General features: G+C 42.8%; 30 protein-coding genes and 1 other annotated feature. Of the genes, 27 read left to right on the top strand and 3 right to left on the bottom strand.

All coding sequences use genetic code 11. From position 1 onward, the window contains the following. The first annotated feature begins 14 nt into the window (after nucleotides 1-14). The gene (locus NV379_RS06640) at nucleotides 15-728 is read left to right on the top strand and encodes a response regulator transcription factor (RefSeq protein WP_258206504.1); all 714 of its coding nucleotides are present in this window, start codon (nucleotides 15-17) and stop codon (nucleotides 726-728) included. 1 nt (nucleotide 729) lies between these two features. Next, nucleotides 730-2,592, top strand: coding sequence for an ATP-binding protein (locus tag NV379_RS06635; RefSeq protein WP_258206503.1), 1,863 nt, complete (start codon nucleotides 730-732; stop codon nucleotides 2,590-2,592). Between the two features lie 96 nt (nucleotides 2,593-2,688). Here the strand turns inward: NV379_RS06635 and serA are convergent, their stop codons facing one another. Next, nucleotides 2,689-4,272 carry a phosphoglycerate dehydrogenase gene (gene serA, locus NV379_RS06630; RefSeq protein WP_258206502.1) on the bottom strand — a complete coding sequence of 528 codons (1,584 nt, stop codon included), beginning with the start codon at nucleotides 4,270-4,272 and terminating at the stop codon, nucleotides 2,689-2,691. An 82-nt stretch (nucleotides 4,273-4,354) separates the two neighbouring features. Continuing rightward, nucleotides 4,355-4,579, bottom strand: a binding site (T-box leader). 132 nt (nucleotides 4,580-4,711) lie between these two features. Further along, on the bottom strand, nucleotides 4,712-5,626 hold the full coding sequence (locus NV379_RS06625; protein WP_258206501.1) for a hypothetical protein: 915 nt from the start codon (nucleotides 5,624-5,626) through the stop codon (nucleotides 4,712-4,714). 86 nt (nucleotides 5,627-5,712) lie between these two features. Between NV379_RS06625 and NV379_RS06620 the strand changes: the two genes are divergently transcribed. Both NV379_RS06620 and NV379_RS06615 read left to right on the top strand, forming a co-directional pair. Next, on the top strand, nucleotides 5,713-6,309 hold the full coding sequence (locus tag NV379_RS06620) for a CPBP family intramembrane glutamic endopeptidase (protein ID WP_258206500.1): 597 nt from the start codon (nucleotides 5,713-5,715) through the stop codon (nucleotides 6,307-6,309). Further along, nucleotides 6,309-6,518: a hypothetical protein gene (locus NV379_RS06615; RefSeq protein WP_258206499.1), complete on the top strand. Its 210-nt coding sequence runs from the start codon at nucleotides 6,309-6,311 to the stop codon at nucleotides 6,516-6,518. The genes NV379_RS06620 and NV379_RS06615 overlap by 1 nt, the downstream gene beginning before the upstream one ends. A 7-nt stretch (nucleotides 6,519-6,525) precedes the next feature. Here NV379_RS06615 and NV379_RS06610 read toward each other — a convergent pair whose 3' ends face one another. After that, nucleotides 6,526-7,344 carry a polysaccharide deacetylase family protein gene (locus tag NV379_RS06610; RefSeq protein ID WP_258206498.1) on the bottom strand — a complete coding sequence of 273 codons (819 nt, stop codon included), beginning with the start codon at nucleotides 7,342-7,344 and terminating at the stop codon, nucleotides 6,526-6,528. A gap of 171 nt (nucleotides 7,345-7,515) precedes the next feature. Between NV379_RS06610 and NV379_RS06605 the strand changes: the two genes are divergently transcribed. The 23 genes from NV379_RS06605 (at nucleotide 7,516) to NV379_RS06495 (ending at nucleotide 24,848) form a co-directional block, all read left to right on the top strand. Next, on the top strand, nucleotides 7,516-7,905 hold the full coding sequence (locus tag NV379_RS06605) for a hypothetical protein (RefSeq protein ID WP_258206497.1): 390 nt from the start codon (nucleotides 7,516-7,518) through the stop codon (nucleotides 7,903-7,905). A 218-nt stretch (nucleotides 7,906-8,123) separates the two neighbouring features. Continuing rightward, nucleotides 8,124-9,536, top strand: coding sequence for an FAD-dependent oxidoreductase (locus NV379_RS06600; protein ID WP_258206496.1), 1,413 nt, complete (start codon nucleotides 8,124-8,126; stop codon nucleotides 9,534-9,536). 38 nt (nucleotides 9,537-9,574) lie between these two features. Then, on the top strand, nucleotides 9,575-9,916 hold the full coding sequence (locus NV379_RS06595) for an FMN-binding protein (RefSeq protein ID WP_258206495.1): 342 nt from the start codon (nucleotides 9,575-9,577) through the stop codon (nucleotides 9,914-9,916). A gap of 214 nt (nucleotides 9,917-10,130) precedes the next feature. After that, nucleotides 10,131-10,742: a genetic competence negative regulator gene (locus tag NV379_RS06590; protein ID WP_258206494.1), complete on the top strand. Its 612-nt coding sequence runs from the start codon at nucleotides 10,131-10,133 to the stop codon at nucleotides 10,740-10,742. Nucleotides 10,743-10,885: 143 nt separating this feature from the next. Then, the gene (prsW, locus tag NV379_RS06585) at nucleotides 10,886-11,563 is read left to right on the top strand and encodes a glutamic-type intramembrane protease PrsW (protein ID WP_308860254.1); all 678 of its coding nucleotides are present in this window, start codon (nucleotides 10,886-10,888) and stop codon (nucleotides 11,561-11,563) included. Between the two features lie 47 nt (nucleotides 11,564-11,610). Continuing rightward, nucleotides 11,611-11,766 carry a hypothetical protein gene (locus NV379_RS06580; RefSeq protein WP_258206492.1) on the top strand — a complete coding sequence of 52 codons (156 nt, stop codon included), beginning with the start codon at nucleotides 11,611-11,613 and terminating at the stop codon, nucleotides 11,764-11,766. Nucleotides 11,767-11,890: 124 nt separating this feature from the next. Then, nucleotides 11,891-13,249 (top strand): germination protein YpeB, encoded by a 1,359-nt coding sequence (gene ypeB / locus NV379_RS06575; RefSeq protein WP_258206491.1) that lies wholly within the window; start codon nucleotides 11,891-11,893, stop codon nucleotides 13,247-13,249. 84 nt (nucleotides 13,250-13,333) lie between these two features. Beyond that, a complete protein-coding gene (locus NV379_RS06570; protein WP_258206490.1) occupies nucleotides 13,334-13,516 on the top strand; it encodes a DUF5359 family protein in 183 nt (60 codons plus the stop codon). 165 nt (nucleotides 13,517-13,681) lie between these two features. After that, nucleotides 13,682-14,365, top strand: coding sequence for a (d)CMP kinase (gene cmk, locus NV379_RS06565; RefSeq protein WP_258206489.1), 684 nt, complete (start codon nucleotides 13,682-13,684; stop codon nucleotides 14,363-14,365). Beyond that, nucleotides 14,366-14,923, top strand: a complete 558-nt coding sequence (locus NV379_RS06560; RefSeq protein ID WP_258206488.1) for a lysophospholipid acyltransferase family protein — start codon at nucleotides 14,366-14,368, stop codon at nucleotides 14,921-14,923. A 121-nt stretch (nucleotides 14,924-15,044) separates the two neighbouring features. Continuing rightward, on the top strand, nucleotides 15,045-16,292 hold the full coding sequence (gene rpsA, locus NV379_RS06555) for a 30S ribosomal protein S1 (RefSeq protein WP_258206487.1): 1,248 nt from the start codon (nucleotides 15,045-15,047) through the stop codon (nucleotides 16,290-16,292). Between the two features lie 40 nt (nucleotides 16,293-16,332). Continuing rightward, entirely contained in the window at nucleotides 16,333-17,382 is a 1,050-nt protein-coding gene (fni, locus tag NV379_RS06550; protein ID WP_258206486.1) for a type 2 isopentenyl-diphosphate Delta-isomerase, read from the top strand. A gap of 80 nt (nucleotides 17,383-17,462) precedes the next feature. After that, complete coding sequence (locus tag NV379_RS06545; RefSeq protein ID WP_258206485.1) at nucleotides 17,463-18,092, top strand: YphA family membrane protein; 630 nt, start codon at nucleotides 17,463-17,465, stop codon at nucleotides 18,090-18,092. After that, the gene (locus tag NV379_RS06540; protein WP_258206484.1) at nucleotides 18,089-18,988 is read left to right on the top strand and encodes a YIEGIA family protein; all 900 of its coding nucleotides are present in this window, start codon (nucleotides 18,089-18,091) and stop codon (nucleotides 18,986-18,988) included. The genes NV379_RS06545 and NV379_RS06540 overlap by 4 nt, the downstream gene beginning before the upstream one ends. After that, nucleotides 18,988-19,167: a capping complex subunit for YIEGIA gene (locus NV379_RS06535; protein ID WP_258206483.1), complete on the top strand. Its 180-nt coding sequence runs from the start codon at nucleotides 18,988-18,990 to the stop codon at nucleotides 19,165-19,167. The genes NV379_RS06540 and NV379_RS06535 overlap by 1 nt, the downstream gene beginning before the upstream one ends. A gap of 132 nt (nucleotides 19,168-19,299) precedes the next feature. After that, on the top strand, nucleotides 19,300-20,622 hold the full coding sequence (der, locus tag NV379_RS06530; RefSeq protein ID WP_258206482.1) for a ribosome biogenesis GTPase Der: 1,323 nt from the start codon (nucleotides 19,300-19,302) through the stop codon (nucleotides 20,620-20,622). Nucleotides 20,623-20,634: 12 nt separating this feature from the next. Beyond that, nucleotides 20,635-21,228 carry a glycerol-3-phosphate 1-O-acyltransferase PlsY gene (gene plsY, locus NV379_RS06525; protein ID WP_258206481.1) on the top strand — a complete coding sequence of 198 codons (594 nt, stop codon included), beginning with the start codon at nucleotides 20,635-20,637 and terminating at the stop codon, nucleotides 21,226-21,228. Nucleotides 21,229-21,251: 23 nt separating this feature from the next. After that, nucleotides 21,252-22,295 (top strand): NAD(P)H-dependent glycerol-3-phosphate dehydrogenase, encoded by a 1,044-nt coding sequence (locus tag NV379_RS06520; protein WP_258206480.1) that lies wholly within the window; start codon nucleotides 21,252-21,254, stop codon nucleotides 22,293-22,295. Nucleotides 22,296-22,373: 78 nt separating this feature from the next. Then, nucleotides 22,374-22,655, top strand: a complete 282-nt coding sequence (locus tag NV379_RS06515; RefSeq protein ID WP_258206479.1) for a stage VI sporulation protein F — start codon at nucleotides 22,374-22,376, stop codon at nucleotides 22,653-22,655. Between the two features lie 125 nt (nucleotides 22,656-22,780). After that, entirely contained in the window at nucleotides 22,781-23,074 is a 294-nt protein-coding gene (locus tag NV379_RS06510; protein ID WP_258206478.1) for a 2Fe-2S iron-sulfur cluster-binding protein, read from the top strand. A 35-nt stretch (nucleotides 23,075-23,109) separates the two neighbouring features. Further along, the gene (locus NV379_RS06505) at nucleotides 23,110-23,712 is read left to right on the top strand and encodes a hypothetical protein (RefSeq protein ID WP_258206477.1); all 603 of its coding nucleotides are present in this window, start codon (nucleotides 23,110-23,112) and stop codon (nucleotides 23,710-23,712) included. 13 nt (nucleotides 23,713-23,725) lie between these two features. After that, the gene (locus NV379_RS06500; RefSeq protein ID WP_258206476.1) at nucleotides 23,726-24,079 is read left to right on the top strand and encodes a 2Fe-2S iron-sulfur cluster-binding protein; all 354 of its coding nucleotides are present in this window, start codon (nucleotides 23,726-23,728) and stop codon (nucleotides 24,077-24,079) included. A gap of 13 nt (nucleotides 24,080-24,092) precedes the next feature. Continuing rightward, on the top strand, nucleotides 24,093-24,848 hold the full coding sequence (locus tag NV379_RS06495; protein WP_258206475.1) for a YphF family lipoprotein: 756 nt from the start codon (nucleotides 24,093-24,095) through the stop codon (nucleotides 24,846-24,848). Nucleotides 24,849-25,086: the final 238 nt, after the last annotated feature.

Here is a 25,086-nt window from a genome sequence, read left to right as displayed (position 1 = left end):
GAATGTGATCTCACATGGACATGAAATTAAGTATCCTTGTTGTTGATGATGAAGAAAGAATCCGCCGTTTGCTTCGCATGTACTTAGAGAAAGAGGGCTACACAATTGCTGAGGCAGAAGACGGAGAAAGTGCGCTTGAGATGGCAACGCAAACGGACTACGATCTCATCATGTTAGATGTGATGATGCCTGGGATTGACGGAATTGAAGTATGTTCCCGTCTGCGTCAAGTGAAATCAACACCGGTAATTATGTTGACAGCTAAAGGGGAAGAAACGAATCGTGTACAAGGCTTTGAGGTAGGTGCGGACGATTATGTCGTCAAACCATTCTCACCTCGTGAAGTCATTTATCGTGTGAAAGCAATATTACGTCGCTCTTCAGCAACTGCTTTCTTGGCGAAAGAAACGTATTCGAGTAACAATATTGTATTCTCTCAACTTGTGATTGAACACGATGCGCATCGTGTGACAGCTGGTGGACAAGAAGTGGCACTTACACCTAAAGAATACGAATTGCTTCACTACTTGGCTATTTCTCCGGATAAAGTGTTCTCTCGTGAAGAATTGCTTAAAGATGTATGGAACTATGAATTTTTCGGGGATCTGCGTACAGTCGATACGCATGTGAAGCGTTTACGTGAGAAGTTGAACAAAGTGTCGCCAGAAGCAGCATCTATGATTACAACGGTATGGGGCGTTGGCTACAAGTTAGAGGTTCCAAAGTAACGTGTTCTTACTACGAAGTGTTGTAGGTAAGCTCTGGCTTACGATCATTGGACTCGTTGCCATTATACTTATTCTTCTAGGCTCATTTCTCATCCCATATATTGAGAATTACTTCTCACAGATGAAGAATCAGACCGAGTCTTTGAAAAAGCTAGCTACGCATGTCTCTACAGAGACTTCTGAACATTTAGGTGACACAACCTATTATCAAATGGCGAATGAAGTATTGGGTTTTCACGAAGCACATTTATTCATCGTATCCAAAGAGTTAGGCAGTCTTTGGATCGATCGTAGGAATGATACAGAGACCCAATATCGCGCAAGCGACTTTTTCTCCAATCAAGACTTTGCTTCCGTATTTGAGGGACAGCACGTGGACAATAGTAAGCTCGTGAAAAGTCACACACCGATAAGTCCGCATAATCAATATTTGGCAGTAGCGGTACCGCTTCTTTCCAAAGATGGTGCAACAATCGTTGGTGCGACTGTGTTGTATCAATCCATACAGGGGCTCGATGCAACGCAAACTTATGTGATACGAATGTTTGTAATCGTATCCATTGTTGGCTTCTTGCTAACAACTATATTCGCGTTCTTCTTGTTCTATAGGATTACTCGTCCACTCCTTCAATTAAAGAAGGCAGCTAATCAGATTACGATGGGTCAATATGCAACCCGCGTACCGATCGTATCGACAGATGAGATTGGGGAGCTTGCACAAACGTTTAATCATATGGGTGAAGAGCTAGAAGAAACGATTAAAGCACATAGTCATGAGAAAGAACATCTCGCATCCGTTCTGCGATCCATGACAGACTCGGTGATCACATTTAATGCCGATGGCAATATTATTCTAACAAATCCTCAAGGATTTAAGATTGTTCGTGAATGGGGAAGCATTCACTGGGACGCACAGTTGCAATCTCAGAAAGAACAAGACAGCTTGGTGGAAGATCAAGTCGAATACATTCCAGAACCACTTCAACCTTTATTTGATTACGTGGTTGCAAATGGGAAGGAAACAACAAGCAAAATTCATGTGCAGAACGGTGTATGGTCAATTGTTATGACACCACTTTATGCACAAGATGGAGTTCGCGGTGCAGTTGCGGTACTTCGTGATGTGACCGAAGAATTCCGCTTGGATCGCTTCCGTAAGGACTTTGTAGCGAATGTATCACACGAGCTGCGTACGCCGCTGTCCATGCTGCAAGGCTACAGTGAGGCATTACTCGATGACATTGCAGGCACGCCTGAAGAGCGTCGAGAGATCGCACAAGTCATTCATGATGAATCCTTACGTATGGGCAGACTTGTACATGACTTGCTTGATTTAGCAGGTATGGAGTCAGGACATCTAAAGATGAACTTCCGTGAAGTTGATCTGCATATGCTTGTCAAAAGGATTTACCGCAAGTTCTCGGGACTTGCAAAAGAGAAAGGTGTTACTCTTCGTTATGAATTAGCCGAATCGCCGCTTGTGCTCGATTATGCAGATGACGATCGCCTAGACCAAGTGCTAACGAATTTATTGGATAATGCGATTCGCTATACACCTAAGGGTGCGGAAATTATTATTCAAGGTCAGGAAATGAATCATGAAGGACGAGATGGACTAATGGTTCATATTATCGACCAAGGACAAGGTATCCCTGCATCGGATCTGCCGTTTATCTTCGAGAGGTTCTACAAGGCAGATAAAGCGCGTACAAGGGCATCTGTAGGTGGTACTGGCCTCGGTCTTGCTATTGTCAAAAATATTATTGATGCGCACAAAGGGGACGTTCTTGTAACGAGTGTAGTAGGGCAAGGAACTACATTCGCCATCTTCTTCCCTTTCATGAAACCCATCAATATGGAGTAATTCGACATCAAGGAAAAGGCGTCTCCCGTGATAATTTATCGGGAAACGCCTTTTTTTGTAGAATGGAACCTATTAATCTTGTTGTTCGTGAAACACTTATAATGTCATTTCGCGTACATTGACAATTTCCGGCAATTCTTCGAGAATGCGAATCACGTCAGTTCCTGCTGCCTTATCAATCGTAAGAAGCATGATCGCGGAACCACCAATCTCTTGACGTCCTACTTGCATCGTCGCAATGTTGATCTGGTTGTCACCAAGCAGTGTTCCTACACGTCCAATCATACCTGGCTTATCTTTATGGGAGATCAGCATGAGATTGCCTTCAGGTGAGAAATCCACTGGATATTGATCAATTTGGACGATACGCTCACCGAAACTGCTAAGTAGTGTACCAGCCAATGTTTTTTGTTCATTTTTCGTGCGTACTGTTGCCGTAACCAAGTTTGTGAATGTGGAATTGGAATAAGACTTGTTCACAATAATGTTGACTTCACGCGTTTTAGCTAAGTGCATCGCATTAACGATATTAACCCCTTCAAGCTTGTTCGCGAATACACCCATTACAATGTGACGAGTTAGTGGAGATGTATCCACATCGACAAGATCACCGGAGTAGTTCACGACAATCTCGCTCACAGCACCAATTGTAATTTGACCCAAAATTCGGCCGATTTTCTCACCTAAGCTAAAGTAAGGTTGTAATTTATTGAATACATTACTAGGAACTTGCGGCATATTTACCGCGTTCTTGAATGGTTGTTCACGTAAGATGTGTAGCACTTCTTCAGATACATCAATAGCTACGTTTTCTTGCGCTTCAATTGTAGAAGCACCAAGATGTGGGGTAACGATAATTTTTGGATTGTTCAGAAATGGATGATCAGCAGCTGGCGGCTCTTCTTCAAATACGTCGAATGCAGCTCCTGCTACAATTCCTTTATCAATCGCTTCAACTAGTGCCTTCTCATCGATAATACCGCCGCGTGCACAGTTGATTACACGTACGCCTTGTTTCATGAGCGCAAATTGTGGAGTACTGATAATGTGGCGCGTTTCTTTCGTAAGTGGAGTGTGAACCGTAATGAAATCAGCTTGGCTTGCAATTTCATCAACCGTACACAGCTTCACGCCAAGTTTGTCAGCACGTTCTTCTGTTAAGAAGGGGTCATAGCCAAGAACATCCATACCGAATACTTTCGCGCGTTTAGCCACCTCAGAACCGATACGTCCCATCCCAACAACACCAAGGACTTTGTTGCGAAGTTCAACGCCGACAAATGTTTTGCGATCCCACTGACCACCAACTGTTTTCTTGTAGGCTTGTGGTATGGAGCGGGCAACTGCCATTAACATCGCAAATGTATGTTCACAAGTTGCAATTGTATTGCCGTCTGGCGCATTGATTACTACGATACCGCGTCTTGTTGCTGCTTCTAGATCGATATTGTCTACCCCAACACCAGCGCGACCAATCACTTTTAGGTTCGTACCTGCTTGCATAATCTTCTCGGTAACTCTTGTTTGCGAACGTACGAGAAGGGCATCGAACGAGCCGATGATTTCGACAAGTTCATCTTCTGATAAGCCTGTTTGCTTAACGACTTCTACATCTTCTGCATCATAAAGCTTTTGAATACCTAAATCACTGATTGGATCGGATACTAATACCTTGAACATATGGTTTCCCCCTCAAAAAAATTGTTTTTTTTGTCTGTCTAGTAGAAATAAAAAAACTCCCGACCTTCATACGAATACCGTATAAAGGGACGAGAGTTATCTTTCGTGGTGCCACCCTAATTCGCTGTGCATTGCTGCTTACAGCCTTAGAGAACGATAACGAGTTCTAATCGATTTCATCTACTTGCAAAAGAGTTTGCGTTCAATAAAATGCTCCGGAGTGCTCCGCCTAAGAATGTTACCGATTCACACCATCCATCGGCTCTCTGACAACGTATCTTTTGCTTGGCTCCATCAACGCTTTGATATAAATAATTTTTAACAATGTATCACGGGGGTTAAAATGTTGTCAATAGTCAAAAAGTGTAGACACAATTATGACAAAATTGCCTCTAAGCCATAACCTTGACTCGCTTTAAATATTAAAGGTATGCTAGTCTCATTGAAAAAAAGGCACATTAGGCAGAGTTTCTTGTGCATATTTCGCTTTTAGTTTCGTAAAATAGTCTGTCCGAACTGCGTTCGTCCCATTCAACAATTGCACAGCCGCAGGAACATCAGAGATGCCTAAATTTTGCATTTCACCTTTGGCTAACAATTCATCGATTCGAGCTGTCATATCGTGTGGCAAGTATTCACTGTAGCTACCGGATTGAAGCATGAGTGTAGCAATATACTCATTTTTCATATGTATGTTGCTAGTGTTCCATTCCTCAAAGCTAATCTTTTTCGTAGAATCTAATGATTTACTTGCTGCTTTCGGATTATTAGATTGCTGCCATTTGACAATTGAGGTGTAATATTCTTTTTGTGCGGTTAGCGCAGATTTCTTGGCTTCCTGGAGCTGTGCATCAACGCTCATGGCGTGAATTAAATCTGTGCCTGGCATTGAATTCGCTTTAGCTACAAAAGACTGAAGTCCTTTATTAAACGATTGAAGGCTTGTCTGATAGTGACTACTCGCTTGTTGCAAGAGCGGTGAGTTCTCAGGCATTGATTTATCTTGTAATTCTTTTTGAATGGAATCGGCAAGTTTAACGAGATCTTTAACGGCGTTCGCACTATTAACGGTCTGTGAATTTCTACCTAATTCGTCTTCGGTTTGAAACCATTTGCTTTGAAAGTTTTTATAAGGTATATAAATAGAGTGATAGAATAGCGCTAATTGTTGTTGATCATACGATTGGATCTGCGAATTAGCCTTTGCTTCTTGTGTTGCAACTTGTTGCCACTGCTTGTCTGTACGGTCTTTGCCTATTTTGAAGCCAATGAAGAATGCACCAAGCACACAGACTAGCATAAATATTGTGAGCGTGGCGATTAAATAATCTGTACGAGTTAGTCGTTTTTCCATCATAACTCTCCTTAATTATGTAATTGCCATAAGTATAGGTGAAAATGTTGGAAATGGGAAGAGAACAATAGGCAGGTGGAGTAGCTTTGAAAAAGATAGATTTTAAAAAATGGAAACTAACAACTCCTTCATTAAGCGATATTAATGACCGACTCTTATTAATAAATTTATATGCGACACAGCTTGTTGTACTCATTATCGGAGCAATCATGCTGCTGTTTATGAAACCAAACTTAAATGCGATGTTTTCTCTTCAACTAGGTTGGAAAATAGTACTGTGGGGAATTGGTTGCGCAGTGGCTGTACTAGTCATGGATTTTGTCGTGTCACGATTTGCACCTAAAGATGTGCTTGATGACGGTGGGATGAATAAACGACTATTCGGTAACAGATCACTCTGGCACATCGCTGTAATCTCGATAATCGTTGCTTTTTGCGAGGAAGTTTTATTTCGTGGAGCGATTGGCGGATTAATAGGTCCTTATTGGACGAGTATTCTATTTGCACTTATTCATGTTAGATATTTGAAGCACTGGCTGATGACAGGAATGGTATTTTGTATATCGTATGGACTTGGCTGGATGTATGCGTACACCGGCACACTCTGGACTCCAATCTTAGCGCACTTCTTCATAGATTTTATTTCAGGCTGCATTATCCGCTACAGCAAGGAGGACAAATAATGGAACAACCGAAACTTATGGAAAATGAAATTGAGCATGAACATGAGCATGAAATAGAAGATGACAGTCATTTCTTACCTCCAAGAAAGCAAGTACACCCTTCAGAGAAAGTGAAAGTGGCTGTCATCTTTTATCGTATATTGGTGGCGTTGTTCGTACTTTTAGTAATCGGCTTAACGATCTGGGGTATAAGTTTACTTAAAGAGTGACTTTGCGCTACCTCATCTCTAGCTCGATCACACGCGGATCGACGAAGCTGTATCCTTTTTCCGTAAGGGTAGTGAGCAATTTATCAAAGGCTTCTACGGTCCACGGCAGTTCATGCATTAAAATATTCGACCCGGAATGAAGTTGATTCACGACGTTCGTGATCACTTCTTCTGGGTTATTTTTCTTGTTAGTCATCTCCCAATCCTTCGAGCCATTGGACCAAGTCATATAGAGCATGCCGTGTTTCTTCGTTACTTCTTTAACATAGGCATTACCTGCACCATGTGGAGCACGGAAAAATTGTGGTGTTACGCCGACCGTATCTTTCATGATTTGCTGTACATCGCCAATTTGTTGATCGATCTTGGCATTGGTTTGTTTGTTTAGTTCGATATGATCCCATGAATGGTTGCCGATGATTTGGCCGCGGTCATAGATGCGTTTCAGCAGCTCAGGGTGTTGTTTAATCCGATAGCCATTCATGAAGAAGATCGCTTTGGCTTTATGTTTATCGAGTGTATCGATTAAGGAATCAATCATAGCTTGCTCTTTTGGACCATCATCTATCGTTAGAAGAACGACCTTCTTATTTCCAGAAGGGTCATTCGGGACGATGTCATAATTTTTGTTCATGTGATACGTTTTGGGTACAGTAGTTGCTTCTGGCGTTGGAGCAGGAGAGGCACTCGCAGTTGGTGCGGGTGTTGAAACTACAGGACTTGCGGTGGGAGCTGCACTTGGAGATGCTGCAGTTTGAGCTTTTTCGTTCCCACAAGCGGTTAGCAGTAACGTTAAGGTTAAGATCGTGATTAAGCTCTTGTTCATTAGTATAAATCTCCTGTCTTTATCGAATAGTTTGATTATTTGGTCGTTACATATTGTAGCACATATACATGCCAAAAATCCTCTGTTTTGCCTATTGTTCAGTAGGATGCGACTTCGCAAGTTGTAGCACAATAAACACGTCTCAACATCTTGCATATGGAGGGAACAAACATGCGATTAGGATCATTTATCGCCGGTGCGATGGTAGGTGCTGCCGTTGTTATGTGTTGTTGTAAGTCCGATAATCGAAATCGCCTGAAATCGATTATGGGCGGTGTAAGTGACACGCTCAAGGAAATGGGTAGTAGTCAAGGTGCATGCAAAACCACAAATACGTCGCATGAGAGCCATAGCCAACATTGTGGTGGTCAAAAGTCCCAGTCAAGCTCACATTCAGATGAGCATTCCCAGACACAAGAGCATTCGCAAGGTGGACAGACACAATCGGAGATGGAAGGATTTCGCAAGGTCAAGGATATGATCTCCAAAGACCCACAACTTAAAAAAGTTGTGAGCGAAATTATGAAGACGAATTCCAGTTCTCATTCCACTTCGCATTGACCTAAAGTCCCTCGGACTGAAGGAGAAAACATAGCTTGCCTTTAATAGGCAGGCTATGTTTTTTTGTTGTTAGAACTTAGAAGTTATTGCTAAGTACTCATCATACGTTGTGATTACTTTCACATACAACGCTATCAGGTTGCTTATATGATGTATGAGTTCTTGTGAAAAAAAGAACAAACATAATATTTTAGAGAAGATATAGGGGGCAGTACATAATGAAAAAAGTAGTATCCGTGTGTTTGACTTTGGCACTGGCACTTGGTCTAACTGCGTGCGGTGACAAGAAAGAATCAACTGATCTTGTTATTATCGGTGCAGGTGGTGCAGGTATGACCGCTGCAATCGAAGCCCATAATCAAGGAGCAAAAGTCGTATTGCTAGAGAAGATGCCTTTTGTAGGTGGTAACACAGCTCGTGCTGAAGGCGGATTGAATGCAGCAGGAACAGAATATCAGAAAGCTGCTAACATTGAAGACAACGCAACGCTGTTCTTTGAAGATACGATGAAAGGTGGTAAGAATCTGAACAATCCGGAAATGGTTAAAACATTGACGGAACAAGCGAAAGATTCCATTGTTTTCTTAAAAGAAAATGGCGCTCCACTATCTGAAGTAGGCCGTGCTGGCGGTGCAAGTGTGGATCGTATTCACCGTCCTGAAGGTGGCGAAGCGGCAGGAAACTTCATGGTTGTTGCTCTTAAGAAACGTATTGATGAGTTGAAAATTGATCTACGCATGAACACGTCAGCAACTGAAATTTTGAAGAATGACAAAGGTGAAGTAACAGGTGTTAAAGCGAAGAATAAAGAAGGCAAAGAATACACAATTGATGCAAAGAAAGTGATGATCGCAACAGGCGGTTTTGGTTCCAATTTCGATATGATTAAAGAGTTTGATGCTAAACTAGCTGACTTCAAGACGACGAATGCACCGGGTGCACTTGGTGAAGGCATTCAGATGTCAGAGAAAATCGGCGCTAATCTTGTTGATATGGAACACATCCAAATTCACCCGACAACAATTCCTGGTCAAGGAATTTTAATTACAGAAGGTGTACGAGGAGATGGTGCGATTCTTGTTAATGAAGAAGGTAAGCGTTTCACAAATGAGCTTCTGACTCGTGATGTTGTATCGCAGAACATTCTTGCACAGCCAGGGAAACATGCTTACTTGATCTTCAATGATGAACTCGTGAAGAAAAACCATGCAACAGAAGCCTATTTCAAACAAAAGTTAGTTAAGGAAGCTGACACAATCGCTGACTTGGCTAGCCAAATTAAAGTGGATGCAGCTTCGCTTGAACAAACAATCAAATCTTATAATGGATTCATCGCAAATAAGAAAGATGATGCTTTCGGACGTGACAGCTTAAAGTTGTCTCTCGAGAAGGGCAAATACTATGCAATTGAAATTACGCCTGGTATTCACCATACAATGGGTGGAATTGTTACGAATACGAAAGCGCAAGTGCTTGATAAAGAAGGTAATGTAATTCCGAACTTGTTCGCAGCGGGAGAGGTAACTGGTGGCGTACATGGCGCAAACCGTTTAGGTGGTAACGCACTTGCGGATATTACTACTTTTGGCCGTATAGGTGCAGCCGAAGCTGTGAAGGAATTGAAAAAGTAAAATCGTATGAATGAGAGTATGAAGGGTGGATTTTAGAAATGAAAAAGAAGAACGTACAGATAGCAGCAATCATGCTTGTATTCCTTATGTTGGTAGGTTGTTCAGGGCAGTATAAAGATGGAACTTATGAAGGTAAAGGGGATGGCAACGAGAGTGAAGTTGTTGTTTCCGTTAATGTTAGTAAAGGTAAAATTGACAAAATTGATATTGTAAACCATGGTGAGACAGAAAGTATGATGGTTGGCGTCAAAGATAATACGATTCCTGACATCATCAAGAAACAAACGACGGATGGTATTGATGCGTTAGCAGGTGCAACGAAATCCAGCCAAGCGGTTCTCGATGCAGTTAAACAAGTGATTGAGCAAGCTAAGAAGTAAGTAAACGATTAGACCCAGCCTAAGGACGAGCAAAATTGATCCTTGGACTGGGTCTTTGACTACTTTTTGATGCAATAGGCCTAAAATCATGGTAACATAATGGAATAAGGAAAACGCGAGTACAAGCATGTTCCTACGTACACACCTTTTGAATTCGATTCTCATATTTTATAATTAAAGAAGAAGGTGTCATTACAAAGGGGGGAATCCTGTCATGAAGATGGAGCGTTTAAGTCAGGACAAGATTCGGATTTTCCTTACGTTTGACGATTTATCGGAACGAGGCATTCCTAAGGATGATATGCTGCAAGAATCGATGAAACTTCGAGCCCTGTTCATGGAAATGATGGATCAAGCATATGCTGAGCTTGGTTTCGATCCCTCGGGTCCACTGGCTGTAGAAGTATTCTCACTACCTGCACAAGGAATGGTCGTTATCGTTACGTCTGGTAAGTTAAGCTTTCATCATAATCGCCACGAAGAGGGGTATGATGAAGCAGAAGCTGATGAAGTCTATGAAATGGAAGTTATGTTGGAGCAGAGCGATCTCATATCGTATGCTTTCCGCGACTTCGAGGATGTGCTTGGAGCTATCCAATTAATTGAACCGATACTAAGCAGTGGCGGGTCGCTGTATAAGTATAGGGAGAAGTGGATGCTTCAGTTTGAAGAAGTGAATTTAGAAGAAGACAAATATAGCACACTAATTGCAATTTTATCGGAGTATGGCGAGGCGACTTCAGTGACTCAGGCGGTCGTTCAAGAATATGGCACTACGGTCATTAGCGATCAGGCTATAGAAGTGTTGATTCAGCACTTTAAATAGTAAACGTAAGCGAAACAATGAATAAGTGAATACTGACAATCACAAACAAGCATCCCAATCGTTGGAATATGCTTGTTTCTATTTTTGCATACAGGTTTTATTAAGAAAGGGGCAAACGCGAATTGAATATTTTGGCTATATTAATGGCTGCGATAGCCCCTGGTTTGTCTTTGCTAGCCTATTTTTACTTAAAAGATCGGTACGAAACAGAGCCTATACGCGTCGTGATGAAAGTATTTATTCTGGGCGCACTGCTCGTTATTCCGTCGATGATGCTGCAGCATGTGTTCATGGAAGAGTTCGGAACGGGTAGTGAACTTGTCTTTGCATTCGGGTATTCTGGCGGTATTGAGGAGTTTCTGAAATGGTTCCTGCTCTATCACGTCATTTATCGAAACGATCAATTTGACGAGCCTTATGATGGGATTGTATACGCAACGGCGGTAAGTCTTGGCTTCGCTACTTTGGAAAATATTATGTATGCGCTGCTCAATACGTTTACTTTCTCAGCCTTACTTATTCGTGCTTTACTTCCGGTCTCGGGTCATGCCTTGTTCGGAGTATTCATGGGATACTATATTGGTAAAGCCAAATTCAATCCAGACAAACAGCGTAGATATATGTTTATGGCACTTGCACTTCCTGCTTTCTGGCACGGATTGTTCGATTACATCATGATGATGTCGAAAACATATTGGCTCTGGTTTATCATTCCACTTATGATTTTCTTATGGATGCGGACGATGTGGAAAGTAGAACGAGCGAATGATCGTTCACCACTTCGTGTACTGAAAAGAGATGAAGAGGTTAAAACGGGTTAACTCCGTCCATACTGTCAATAAGAGTATGCGCGTAGGGGGAGATTCGGTTGATAAGAGGTCGTGTCAAAATAGCGATTCACTGCAAGCGGTGCGGAGAGAGATTTATTCTTCGCGGTAAACAGGATCGAGGACGCATTGAAACAGGATTTAAACAATGTATTTGTGAAAATGTTCATGACTTGGATATTGAGAAAATAGACTGAAGAGGATTGCAAAGTAGCAGTCCTCTTTTTTTGCGCTTTTTGTAGGGGGATTTGTGCATAAATGTTAATTCCTTGGCAGAGACTACCGTTAAATGAGGGTCAAGCGAAAGGAGATTATTACATTATGTACAGAAGAATAAGTTCAATTATGTTTCCCATTGTTACAATAGCGCTCATCATTACTGCAGCATGGGGATTCAACGAAGTACAAAAAAGAAATAAAATTATGGTCAAAGCGGAGAATCAATATCAGCGATCCTTCCATAACTTGTCTTATCATGTGGACAGGCTACATACGGAACTGGGAAATACGCTTGCGATGAACTCCACTTCCACTGACACGTATCGCAAAGGGCTAGTTAACATCTGGCGTATCACAAGCGAAGCGCGTAACGAAATGACTCAAATGCCGCTCATGGGAATGGAATTTAACAAAACAGATGAGTTTCTTGCGAACTTATCGAACTTCTCTTATCGAGCAGGTATTCGTAACTTCTCTGAAAAACCGCTAACGGACAAAGAATCAGAAATGTTACAGTCCTTGTATGGTCATTCTACGGAAATTTCGGATATGCTGCGCGGCATGCAGGATAAAGTGCTTGCTAAGGGTGTGAGTTGGGCGGATGTCGAAATGAAGTTATCCCAGAATAAAGGGCCACAAGATAACTTGATCCTCGATGGCTTCCAGACGATGGAGAAACAAGTGAGTGAATACAAGGATGTTGAATTCGATCCGTCGATTGTAAACATTCATCAGACGCATGACAAATCCAAGTTGACAGGTACAGATGCTACTGTTGAAGATATTAAGAAAAAAGCAGCTGAGTTCTGGGCAGTTGATCCAGGGAATGTGAAAGTCGTTGAGAATGGTACCAAAGATTCGAAATACCAATCTTATTCCGCGAACATTACAAGCTCAGACGGCAAAAGTACCAATCAGATGGATTATACGAGAAAAGGCGGTCACCCTATTTTCTATATGAACCCTCGTGAGGTTGGGGCTGCGACGAAGAGTGTAGATGAAGCAATCGAGATCGCCAAGGGATTCTTGGATAAGCATGACTATAAGAACATGCAAGCTGTTTCTTATGATGACTACCAGAATGTTGCGAACTTAACGTTTGCTACCTTGCAGGACGATGTCATCATTTATCCAGAGAAGCTGGTCATTCGTATAGCACTGGATAACGGCGATATTACAGGTCTTCAAGCTTCTGATTATGTATATAACATGAATAAGAAGCGTGAGATAAAGAAACCGGCAATCACGGTGGAACAAGCTCGTAAAAGTTTGAGTCCGAAGTTGAAGATTAGCCGTGAACGTCTAGCTGTCATCCAGAATGATGTTCGTGATGAAGTGCTCTGTTACGAATTTGCAGGAACGATGAATAAGACACAATATCGTGTGTTCATTAATTCCAGCAGTGGGAATGAAGAGAAAGTGGAATCCCTTGAGGATAAAGATAAGGACGCAGGCAAGTAATAAGAGATCCGTGAGATCGTTCTCAAGTGAGAGCGATCTCTTTCATCTAGATTGGAGAGGAAGCGATTAGGGATGTGGCGGCATATGATGAATTACAATATCGATCGAATGTTACTTCGAGTTGCAATTGTACTTGGAATTGCACTATTTGTCTTTCAATGTTTATTACAAATGCAGGGGCTACGCTCTTTAATAACTTCTGTAGATCAACTAGAAGGAGTCCCCTATGTTCGTGAGCAAAATAGGGTGCGAGATTTTGTAAAATAAGGGAAAATAGTAAGGACTCTTTTTGCATGGATGCGGCAAGTATGGTATAATCTTGTTCGGTAGCAGGCTGAGCCTGCTTTTTTGTTCGAAAGCTACTTAAAGCGCATTTGTACCATTGTAATGCGGTTTCAGCAGGGTAAGGTTGTTGTAGGAGGTTGCCGAGAATTGAGACGCTTTAATATCGCTATTGACGGACCTGCAGGTGCTGGTAAGAGTACGATAGCCAGACTTGTCGCCAATCAGCTAGGATTTATTTATGTGGACACTGGAGCGATGTATCGAGCTGTCACATGGAAGGTACTTCAGGAAGGCCTATTAATTGAACAAATCAAGGAAATCACTGAGGTTGCACAAGGGATGGATATTTCTCTCATGCCAGGTGCAAACGGACAGCTTGTCTTTGTTGATGGACAGGATGTAACAAGTGATATCCGTAGTAGCGAGGTTACGAACTTTGTTTCTTATATCGCAAGTATCGGTGAAGTTAGAAAGTTACTTGTCGAGAAGCAGAAACAAATGGCTGCTGAGAAGGGGATCGTCATGGATGGTCGGGATATTGGTACACATGTACTTCCTGATGCTGAAATGAAAATTTTCTTAACAGCTTCTGTTACCAAACGAGCAGAACGACGATTTGCTGAACTTCAAGTTGAACGACCAGAACTAACACTAGCAGAACTAGAACAAGATATTGCTAGACGAGATCACATTGATGAGAATCGTGAAATTTCGCCACTTGTTCGTGCTGAAGATGCCATTTTGCTAGATAGTACGAGCATGACAATCGCGCAAGTGGTTGAACAAATCTTAGATTTGTGTCGTAGTCGTGTGCTGGGAGGGATTAGCTAGATGTTCTACCGCGTTGTTCGAAGATTGCTGATTATGGTGTTTGCAGTGATTTTCCGTATGAAAACCGAGGGATTACATAATATTCCCAAAGATGGTCCGGTGCTGCTATGCTCGAATCATATTTCCTTGCTAGATCCACCTGTTGTTGGTGTCCCGCTAAACCGCAAAGTTCACTTTATGGCGAAAGCGGAATTGTTCGATATCCCTGTACTTGGAATTATTATTCGTAATTTAGGCGCATTTCCTGTTAAACGTGGTGGTGTAAGTAAAGAATCCATCCGTCACTCCATTAACCTTCTTAAAGAAGGCAATGTGATGGGGATTTTCCCAGCAGGAACGCGTAATAATACAGAGGGTATGGGTAAAAAGGGCGCAGCGATGTTTGCTATCAAGTCGGGTGCAGTAGTTATTCCAGCAGCGATTGTTGGAAATTATAAACTATTCCGTCCAATGATGGTGAGATATGGTAAGCCAGTTGATCTCAGTGATTGTTCCGATGATCTGGAACTTGCAACAGAGAAAATTATGGTTTCGATTCGCGAGTTGGCGGCTAAATAGCAATGAATTGGGAATGATACTTATCATGACAATCCTATAAAAACTACCAGCTTCAACTCGTGTTTTACGATATAAATATTAATTGGAAACAAATCCGCGAAACTCTTAGGAGGGTTAATCAATGTCAGAAGAAATGAATGTACAACAAACAGAGGCAGAACTAGCTATGTCCCAAGCATCCGTACTCAAAAAGGGTGATATCGTTACAGGTAAAATCGTAAAGGTTGAGGACAACCAAGCATTAGTGGACGTTGGTTACAAATACGATGGAATTATTCCACTAAAAGAGCTATCTTCCGTAGGAATCGACACTGCTACTAACGCAGTTGAAGTCGGTCAAGAAGTACAAGTAAAAGTAATCGGCATCAACGATGCGAAAGAAGAACTAACACTTTCTAAGCGTGCGATTGACAGCGAAAAAGCATGGGAAACACTAAATACACAATTAGAAGATAAATCCATTATCGAAGCTAAAGTTGCTGAAGTTGTTAAGGGCGGTTTAGTGGTTGATATCGGCGTTCGTGGTTTCGTACCAGCTTCCATGGTTGAACGTCATTTCGTAGAAGATTTCTCCGACTACAAAGGTCGTTCCCTTCGCCTAAGAGTGAAAGAAATCGATCGTGAGAAGAACAAAGTGATTCTTTCTCAAAAAGACATTTTGGATGAAGAATACGAAGTGAAGAAAAAAGAAATCATCGAAAGCATTCAAGTTGGTCAATTATTCGAAGGTACGGTTCAACGCTTGACTCAGTTCGGTGCGTTCATTGATATCGGTGGAATCGATGGCCTTGTTCATATTTCCGAGATGGCTTGGAATCACATTGCACACCCTTCTGAAGTTGTTAAAGAAGGCGACAAAGTGAAAGTACAAGTATTGAAAGTGGAGCCAGAGAAAGACAAAGTTTCTCTATCCATCAAAGCAACTCAAGCGGGTCCTTGGGATACAGCTGAGTCCCAATTTAATGTTGGCGATATCGTAACAGGTACAGTTAAGCGTCTTGCTACTTTCGGTGCATTCGTAGAAATCGCACCAGGCGTTGAAGGTCTTGTACACATTTCTCAAATCGCTCACCGTCATATCGGTACGCCTCATGAAATTTTGAAAGAAGGTCAAGAAGTTCAAGCGAAAATCTTGGATCTAAATGCTGCTGAGAAGCGCGTTTCCTTGTCCATCAAAGAAACAGAAGAGGCTCCAGAAGTTGAAGCGAAGCCAGAGCGTACAGAACGTGCACCTCGCGGCGACCGCGGAAACAACAATGCACACTTGAAAGACATCGAGAACAATGAGAATGTTACAATGAACAAGCAATCAATGACAACGACACTTGGCGATCGTTTTGGTGATTTGCTATCCAAATTCAAACAATAATTGAACAAACAATAATAGAAAAGTTAAAGGAGTCACAGCAATGCGCACTTCTAGGAAAATGGAGCATGTGCTTCATGCGCTGCGCCTGGGTCAAACAGGACAACAGGGGTTAGCGGACTTCCGTCTTGTGCATAACTGTCTACCTGATACATCTATGAAGCAGATACAGCTTCACACAACAATAGGCGAACTCAATCTGAGCTCGCCTATTGTTATTAATGCGATGACAGGTGGATCACAAGAAACGGAGCAAATTAACAGGCAATTGGCAATAGTGGCTCATGAGAAGAAGCTGGCAATGGCAGTAGGTTCTCAGATGGCAGCTATTAAGGATAAATCCGTTCGTGCTTCCTATGAAGTTGTGCGGAAGGTGAATCCAGATGGTATTGTCTTCGGCAATCTTGGTAGTGAAGCAACGCTACAGCAGGCGCTTGATGCCGTGGAGATGATTGAGGCTAATGCCTTGCAAATTCATTTGAACGTGATGCAAGAGCTGATCATGCCAGAAGGAGATCGTGATTTCTGTGGGATGTTAGACCGAATTGCGCGCATTGTGGATCAAGTAGGCGTCCCTGTTATCGTCAAGGAAGTTGGATTTGGCATTATGCGTGAGGGTGCGCAAAAACTTAAAGATGTCGGTGTCAAAGCGATTGATGTTGGTGGTACAGGCGGAACGAATTTTGCGGAGATCGAGAATGCTAGAAGAGATGTTCCACTAGATTGGCTCAATAGCTGGGGCAGCAAGACCAGTATTGCGCTATTAGAAGGACTATCCGTGTTTCCGCGAGGGGCTGTTATGGCTTCAGGCGGAATTACAGGCGCCCATGATATTGTCAAAGCGCTAGGTGCTGGTGCTTCTGCGATTGGTATGGCCGGTGCATTCCTTCGTGTGCTGCAAACAGAAGGGTTAGATGCATTACATACGTATGTAGATGAGCTTCACGAAGGAATCATTCTATTAATGACGGCACTTGGAACTCCAACGGTGAAACAGCTGGGTGGTGTACCCGTTGTAATCAGCGGCGAAACAGCGCAGTGGTGTACAGCTCGTGGAATATCGATAACTGAATATGCGAAGCGAAGGGATTAAGGAGTAAAATTTGGTGTTATTGCCATACTAAGATCAAACTCTGCCACGGCAGAAATACGGTCTTATAAGGTGATAAACATATGAATCCAGGATACCTGTCGCTCATTCTTATCTGTATTACGCTAATTATGTTAGCAAGCGGATGGAAAGAAGTATTTCTGCGTCATGTCTCGCACAAAGAAATACTTCTTTTTTTTATGTTATGGCTCATTGGCTCACAATTGAAATTCGGGCAAGGGTTACTAGAAGTGAACGGCAGCTTTATCGTAGGGCTTGCACTATGCGTATATGCTTGTATCAAAGTCAATTCTCCTCTCATGCAGATGTATATGGTTGTGTCCGGTGTTCTTCTTGGTATGGTGTATATGCTACTGCTTGAGCTGTTTGCGACTGATCCTGTGTTTATCATCTGGAATGCTGGCTGGGACGCCGCGCTTGGAATGTCCCTTCTTGCTGTTCTCATGCGCAGGGGAAATACAATCCAAATGGTGAGTGTCGCGATCGGCGTGTTGGTTGGGGACTTCGGACATCATTTATTACACCGAAGCGAAGCACCGATTTCCCTCGGGTCTGCTATTTTTCAAGATACATGGTGGTTGGTTTTGATCACTGTGAGTATAGCTTCTCAATTGCTACAATCGATCCTAGTAGGCGTTAAATTCATAACAAATCGTGTATCAGCACTCAGAAGTCGGGGGACGAAAGAATGAACTGGTCATTTTTAGAGGAGTATACGCTGGGCATAACGCTTGGAGTTGCATTCGGTATTATTGCGAGGCTTACGATGTTGCGTACGGATTACAGGCAATACCCTACCTATCCACATGGCAAAATCATTCATATTGCGCTTGGTGTTATTGCAGCAGGGTTAGGTGCGGTTGCGGTCCCATCTCTACTCAATAAAGATTATACGGCGATTACGTTCTTGTCCCTCGCAGCACAACAGTTTCGTGATGTACGTAATATGGAACGTCAAAGTTTATTGCAAATGGACAAGATGGAGCTTGTTACACGCGGTACGACCTACATTGAAGGGATTGCCATGGTATTTGAGGGTCGTAATTATCTTGTTATTCTTACGGCATTCGTGACCACATTCTTTGCTATTCTTTATCATTGGTACATTGGTATCGCTGCGGGGCTGCTGTCCTTGTTACTTGCGAATTGGCTTAAGAAAGGCAAGAGTTTATCGGAAGTTGCGGAAATCTCTATTGGTGAAGTGCGCGTAGAAGGGCCAGATATATATGTAGGCTCGATCTACATGATGAATGTTGGTCTTAAGGATTCACAAGAAATCATTCGCAAGCATGGCATTGGTTTATTATTTAAGCCGAAAAATATTAATTGTCGTGCCACACTTGCAAACTTAGGACAGCGACAAGCCATTCTCTTTGATATTTCGACGATCTTAGGGGTGTATCGGGATTCGGGTGACCCGTCACTTATACCGATTGCAAAACTCGATAAAGATGATGGTACACTCGGTGTACTCATTTTGCCGCAAGACTATGATAAGGATAAAGCACTCGCTGCTGCTGTACGTGTACCTATGCTTGAGAGTGCTGTACGCATGCCAACTGAATCTTCTGCAAGGAGGAAGTCCTAATGAGTGGGGTCGTTCTAGCTATCGTAACCATGCACCCTGACAAAGTGGCAGGTGGCGCACCTATTTTTCATGTAGAGAGTGAAGAAGAGATGCAACAAACTGCTTTTAACTTAGAGAAGATCATGGATGCGATGGCACATGACCTTAAGAATGGTTCTATGATCTTGGTTAAACATTAGTAATTTCCCCCTTTTTACACACGAATCAGGTAAATAATTAGCCAATCGTCTACTTTTTTGATATGATGGTAGTTGTGAATTTTTTAATGAAATTTACATATGGGGATCGACACAGCAAAGGAGTTGAATAGAATGGCCAGACCTATTATCGCAATCGTAGGGCGTCCGAATGTTGGTAAATCCACAGTTTTCAACCGGATGATCGGCGATCGGTTAGCCATTGTTGAAGATATGCCCGGGGTTACTCGGGATCGTTTGTATGGACTCGGAGAATGGCTTGACCGTGGATACAGCGTTATCGATACAGGTGGAATTGAAATTGAAGGCGAGAATGAAATATTAAGATCCGTACGTATGCAAGCTGAACTTGCGATTGAAGAGGCAGATGTTATCGTATTTATGGCAGATGCTAAAGCAGGATTAACAGCATCCGATGAAGAGATTGCTCAACTTTTGTATCGCTCGGGTAAGCCTGTCGTACTAGCGGTAAACAAAGTAGATAACTTGAAGCGTCAAGATGAGATCTTTGAATTCTATGCGCTTGGTTTTGGTGATCCAATTGCCATCTCGGGTTCCCATGGAATCGGAATTGGTGATCTATTAGAAGCATGTGCGAAACATTTCCCTGAAGATGTGGATGATGAATATGGCGATGAAGTGATTAAAGTCGCTTTGATTGGTCGTCCGAACGTAGGGAAATCCTCACTTGTGAACTCTATTCTTGGTGAAGATCGAGTGATTGTATCGAATGTAGCAGGAACAACGCGTGATGCGATTGATACTCCTTTTGAAAAAGATGGTCAGAAGTATGTAATTATCGACACAGCAGGTATGCGTAAACGCGGTAAAGTTTATGAGAACATGGAAAAATACTCGGTGATGCGTGCAATGAAAGCAATTGAACGTGCTGATGTTATCCTTGTTGTCATTAATGGTGAAGAAGGCATTATTGAGCAGGACAAGCATATTGCAGGTTATGCACATGAAGCAGGAAAAGCGGCTATATTTGTCGTAAATAAATGGGATGCGGTAGAGAAAGACGATAAGACGCTCCAACAGTTTACACAAAAAATTCGTGATCACTTCTTGTTCATGACGTATGCGCCAATCTTGTTCGTATCTGCGAAAACAACGCAGCGACTTAATCGCATTCTACCACTCGTCAATCAAGTGGCAGAGCAACACACGATTCGTATTCAGACTCACATCTTGAACGATGTGATCTCGGATGCAGTTGCGCTGAACTCACCTCCGACTGACAAGGGTAGAAGAATGCGCATTAACTATGTGACACAAGTAGCTGTGAAGCCTCCGGCATTCGTCTTGTTCGTGAATGATCCGGAACTCATGCACTTCTCATATGAGCGTTATTTGGAAAACAAGATCCGTGCAGCTTTCGGTTTCGAAGGTACACCGCTGCGTATCTTTACGCGCAGAAAATCCTCTGATGAATAGGAGAGAATTTCTTTGCAGAGTGTGATCGCGATTGTCGTCAGTTATTTACTAGGTTCAATTAGCTTTAGTTTTATTATTGCAAGGTTGTTCAAAGGCATCGACATTCGCAAGCATGGTTCCGGAAACGCTGGAGCAACGAATACATTGCGGGTTCTTGGAAAAGGACCTGCAATTCTTGTGCTTGTACTGGATGTATTGAAAGCCGTGATTGCAGTATGGATTGGTAAATGGGTTTCACCAGATGTTCTTTGGGTAGCCGTACTATGTGGTCTAGCATCCATTATTGGTCACAATTGGCCGATTTTCTTCGGTTTTCGTGGTGGGAAAGGGATTGCGACTACAATCGGTGTGATGATGACTCTCTGTTTCGTTCCGGGACTAATTGCAGGTGTTTTTGCGATTTTGTCCATTGTGCTCACCCGTTTTGTTTCGCTTGGCTCGCTCGTGTTTACTGCACTTTTACCTCTTGTTATTTGGCTAATGGGCAAGCCGCCTGAAATTTTCTGGGGCAGCATCATCATTGGAGTATTTGCCTTTGTTCGTCATCGCAGCAACATTGTGAAGCTTGTTAAAGGCAAAGAGAACAAGATCGGCGCTAAACAGTAGCATGTAGAGGAGGAATATCACAGATGTCTAGGAAAGTATGCGTACTTGTAGCAGGCTCGTGGGGAACTGCTCTAGCTTCAGTACTAGCGGAGAATGATCATACTGTTATTCTTTGGTCTAGAAATGCAGCCCAAGTAAAGGAAATCAATGAAACGCATCAGAATTCCAAGTTCTTGCCTGGTATTACGTTATCTGATCGCATTGTAGCGACGAATTCGCTTGAAGAAGCGGTAACGGATGCGGATGCGGTCGTGATGGTAGTTCCTTCGAGTGGAATGCGCGGAGTGGCTGGAGCAATTCGTCCTTTTTTGAGATCGGATGCTCTTATTATCCATGCGACTAAAGGTTTTGAAGCGGGCACCTTACATACAATGACACAGGTGATTGCAGCAGAGCTTCCAGATTATGATCCAGATAGAATCGTCTGTTTGTCAGGTCCAAGTCATGCTGAAGAAGTAATACGCTATAGCCCAACTACTGTCGTAGTTGCGGCAAAAGATATAACGGCAGCCGAATGTGCGCAAGATTTGTTTATCAATAAATCGTCGTTCCGCGTTTATACGAATCCAGATGTTCTGGGGGTTGAACTTGGCGGAGCGCTCAAGAATATTATTGCGTTAGGTGCAGGTCTTTCAGATGGTCTTGGTTTTGGCGATAATGCGAAGGCAGCGCTAATGACTCGTGGTATTGCTGAAATTGCACGCCTTGGCGTAGCGATGGGGGCGAACCCGCTTACTTTTGCGGGACTTGCAGGTGTAGGTGATTTAATTGCGACTTGTACGAGTCAGCACAGCCGAAACTGGCGTGCAGGATCTCTACTTGCACAAGGACTCACCATGGATGAAATGCTTGCTAAAGTAGGTATGGTTGTAGAAGGTGTACGTACGACTCGCATTACGAAAGATCTGGCAGAGCGATATGAAGTGAATATGCCGATCACAGCTGAACTATATAGCGTTCTCTTTGAAGGCAAGGAGCCGAAACTCGCTGTAGAAGCTCTTATGGGACGTGTTCGCACGCATGAGATTGAGGAAGTTGCCACAGAAGGTCTTGGCTTGCTCTCTTAGCCCACACTTGTCACCATTTTCCGTCATACAATACCTGTATAAAGGTCCAACTATGGACTGGGTAGAGGAGGCGGCGATATGCCTAAGAAAGACGCGAATAAAGACGTACTCGGCGCAGTTAATCAAACGACGGGTAAGAATATTACCGAAAAAGACATTAACAAACTGGCAAGTACAGTTACGCCTTCGACCACACAGAATGAAGCGCAATTGCGAGAACTCATTAAAAAAGTTGCAGCACTTGTGAATGTGAAGGTTGAGGAATCAACAGTGAAAGATATAATAAAAGCAGTGAAGTCCAGCAACTTGGATGGTTCAAGCATGAGCACCCTCATGGGTTTACTTATGAAGAAGAAGTGAATATTGTATGACGACTGCTGGGCATAAGCATTTCGCTTATGCTTTTTGTTTTGCCTGCACATTCCCTAGGGAAGAAGTGAATGATATAATTTAGGATAGCTTTTTAACAACTGGAGGACGTTTACATGATTACTTTAATTACGAGATCCGTTAAAAAAGAAGTCGAGCCTGAAGTCGGAAGCACTTTACTTGCACTTGCTCAGAAACATGATTTGGACTGGAAATTTAATTGCCGTAAAGGGACATGCGCAAAGTGCCGCTGCCAAGTGATAGAAGGTATGGATCAATTGCAGCCTGTAACCATTGCTGAATATGATCGTCTTGAACCTGAAGAATTGGAGGCGGGTTATCGCTTGGCTTGCCAAGCGGTTGTGCAAGGATCAGGTCCTGCGTCTGTACAATACAAGCCCTACTTCTAATGAATAATCGAAACCAAGTAGGATCATCGCTCTCAATGCTAAGTAACAGCATGCGAGAGGCAATCATTACGGTAGATCAACTGACAGCACGCGCAGTATCTTCACCCTTGTTATTAGGAGGCAGTGCGGGATTGCTACTACAAGGTGTGCTGCTACAAGCTGCGCCTCGAGACTTGGATTACTATACCGATATTGCTTATACACAGACGCTAAGTAGAGGGCTACAAGCTTATGCGGTTGACGCTTTGTGTGAGAGTCAGACCGATATTTACTATTCCATGCTCAGCCATTATGACATGGGTGGGGTTAGTGTTGAGCTTGTAGGTGGTTTCCGTGTGACAGCTCGAGACTCTGTGTACCAAGTGGACGTATCCTTTTTATCGGAAAATGGGGCTATTCACTATGAACTTGAAGGTCGAACGATTCGTTTAATGCCGCTATCGCATGAATTGCTCTTTAATGTGCTGCGAAAGCGTCATGATCGTTATGAGCCTATTGCAGAGGCGATGTTACCCCGTCTAGAGGACCATCAAGCTATCTTGCAGCAGTTGTTAGCACAGGGGACATGGAGCGACGAGGTCTTGACTCAGATCGAACGTTTGTTAGGAATTGAATTGTATTATCAAATGCGAGGATAGAAGGTATGAAATTATGGCAACCGTAGAAGTTACATTTTTACCTGATCACAAAAAGGTTCAAGTGCGTCCGGGAACGACGCTACTTGATGCTGCTCGCAGGGCTAAGGTGCATATCCGTACACGTTGTGACGGTAAAGCAGCTTGTCTCATGTGCAAAGTACAAGTTCAAGAGACGTGTACAAGTGGTCTTATGGTGCCTAATCAGAATGAGCGTCTGAAGCTTGGAAGCTCCATTCAAGAGGGATACCGACTTTCTTGCCAAGCTAAAGTAAACTCAGCTGTAACGGTTACAGTGCTTGAAGACCCCCTTAAAGCGGCTGTACGCAGACAGCTTGAGCGTGCACGCGAAGAAGATGAATTATTTTGAACAAAGATAGAAGGTGTATGTATTGAAACAGATGCGAATCGGATTTACGCTCGTTCTCATGGTTGTAATTGTATCGATGTTAACGGGCTGCTTATATCCACAAGAGAAGCGTAAGGAGAGGCAAGGCAACCCGTCGGAATATATAAGTATGGTGCAAGGCGCAATTGACCATTTCCGCGAGAAGACGGGTGGCATGCTTCCTATCAAAAATAGTGAGATGGACACGCCTTTGTACGAGAAGTACAAAATTGATTTTAAAAGACTGCAAGAAAGAGGCTTAATCTCGAATCCTCCTCCGAACTCCTATGAGGGCGGTGGAAGCTTTATATACGTGCTAATCAATGTAGAGACGAAGCCGGAAGTCAAATTGCTTGATCTGGCTTCTTATCAGAGTGTGATTGAGCTTCAGCGGCAAGTACAAGCCTATCAGAAGAAAAACAATGGTACATTGCCACTAGGTGAGGCGATTGCACCGGGAATCTATCATGTTAATTGGGATAAAATGGGTGTTAAGAAGCCTGATCTCAAATCGCCCTTTAATCGTCAGCTTGAAGTGAGCTTTATGCTCGAAGAGTCAGGTGTGGCCTCGATTTATTACGGGGTTGAATTGATGAAGATGATCGAAATGCAAAGCTTGCAAAGCGGTCTTGAACCGAATGTGGATTTAAGAGAGCTGCTTGTAAAAAATTCGCCATTTGTACCGAATCAATCTCTGCACTACTACTGGGAAAATAATGAGCCTACTCCAAGTTTGAGAGCGAAATCATAGTTATTTAACTGTAAAAACGAAACCTTTTGTGTTACCTGTTCGGTACCCGAAAGGTTTTTTGTGTACTGGAATAACTTGATTGAACCCACATATATTGCTAAAGGGGTTCTGATTACAAAATTCCCGAAAAATAGTTTTGAAAAGTTCATCATATTCCTAGTAATCATACATATAATTCTACTAGTCCAAAGAATGTACGAGGTTGTCGCATACGGATCGCAGGATAAGCTTGATTGAA

Source organism: Paenibacillus radicibacter (assembly GCF_024721995.1).
Classification (GTDB): Bacteria; Bacillota; Bacilli; order Paenibacillales; family NBRC-103111; genus Paenibacillus_AM; species Paenibacillus_AM radicibacter.
Note: the sequence above shows the minus strand (reverse complement) of the source record. Positions and strands in the feature narration are given on the sequence as shown.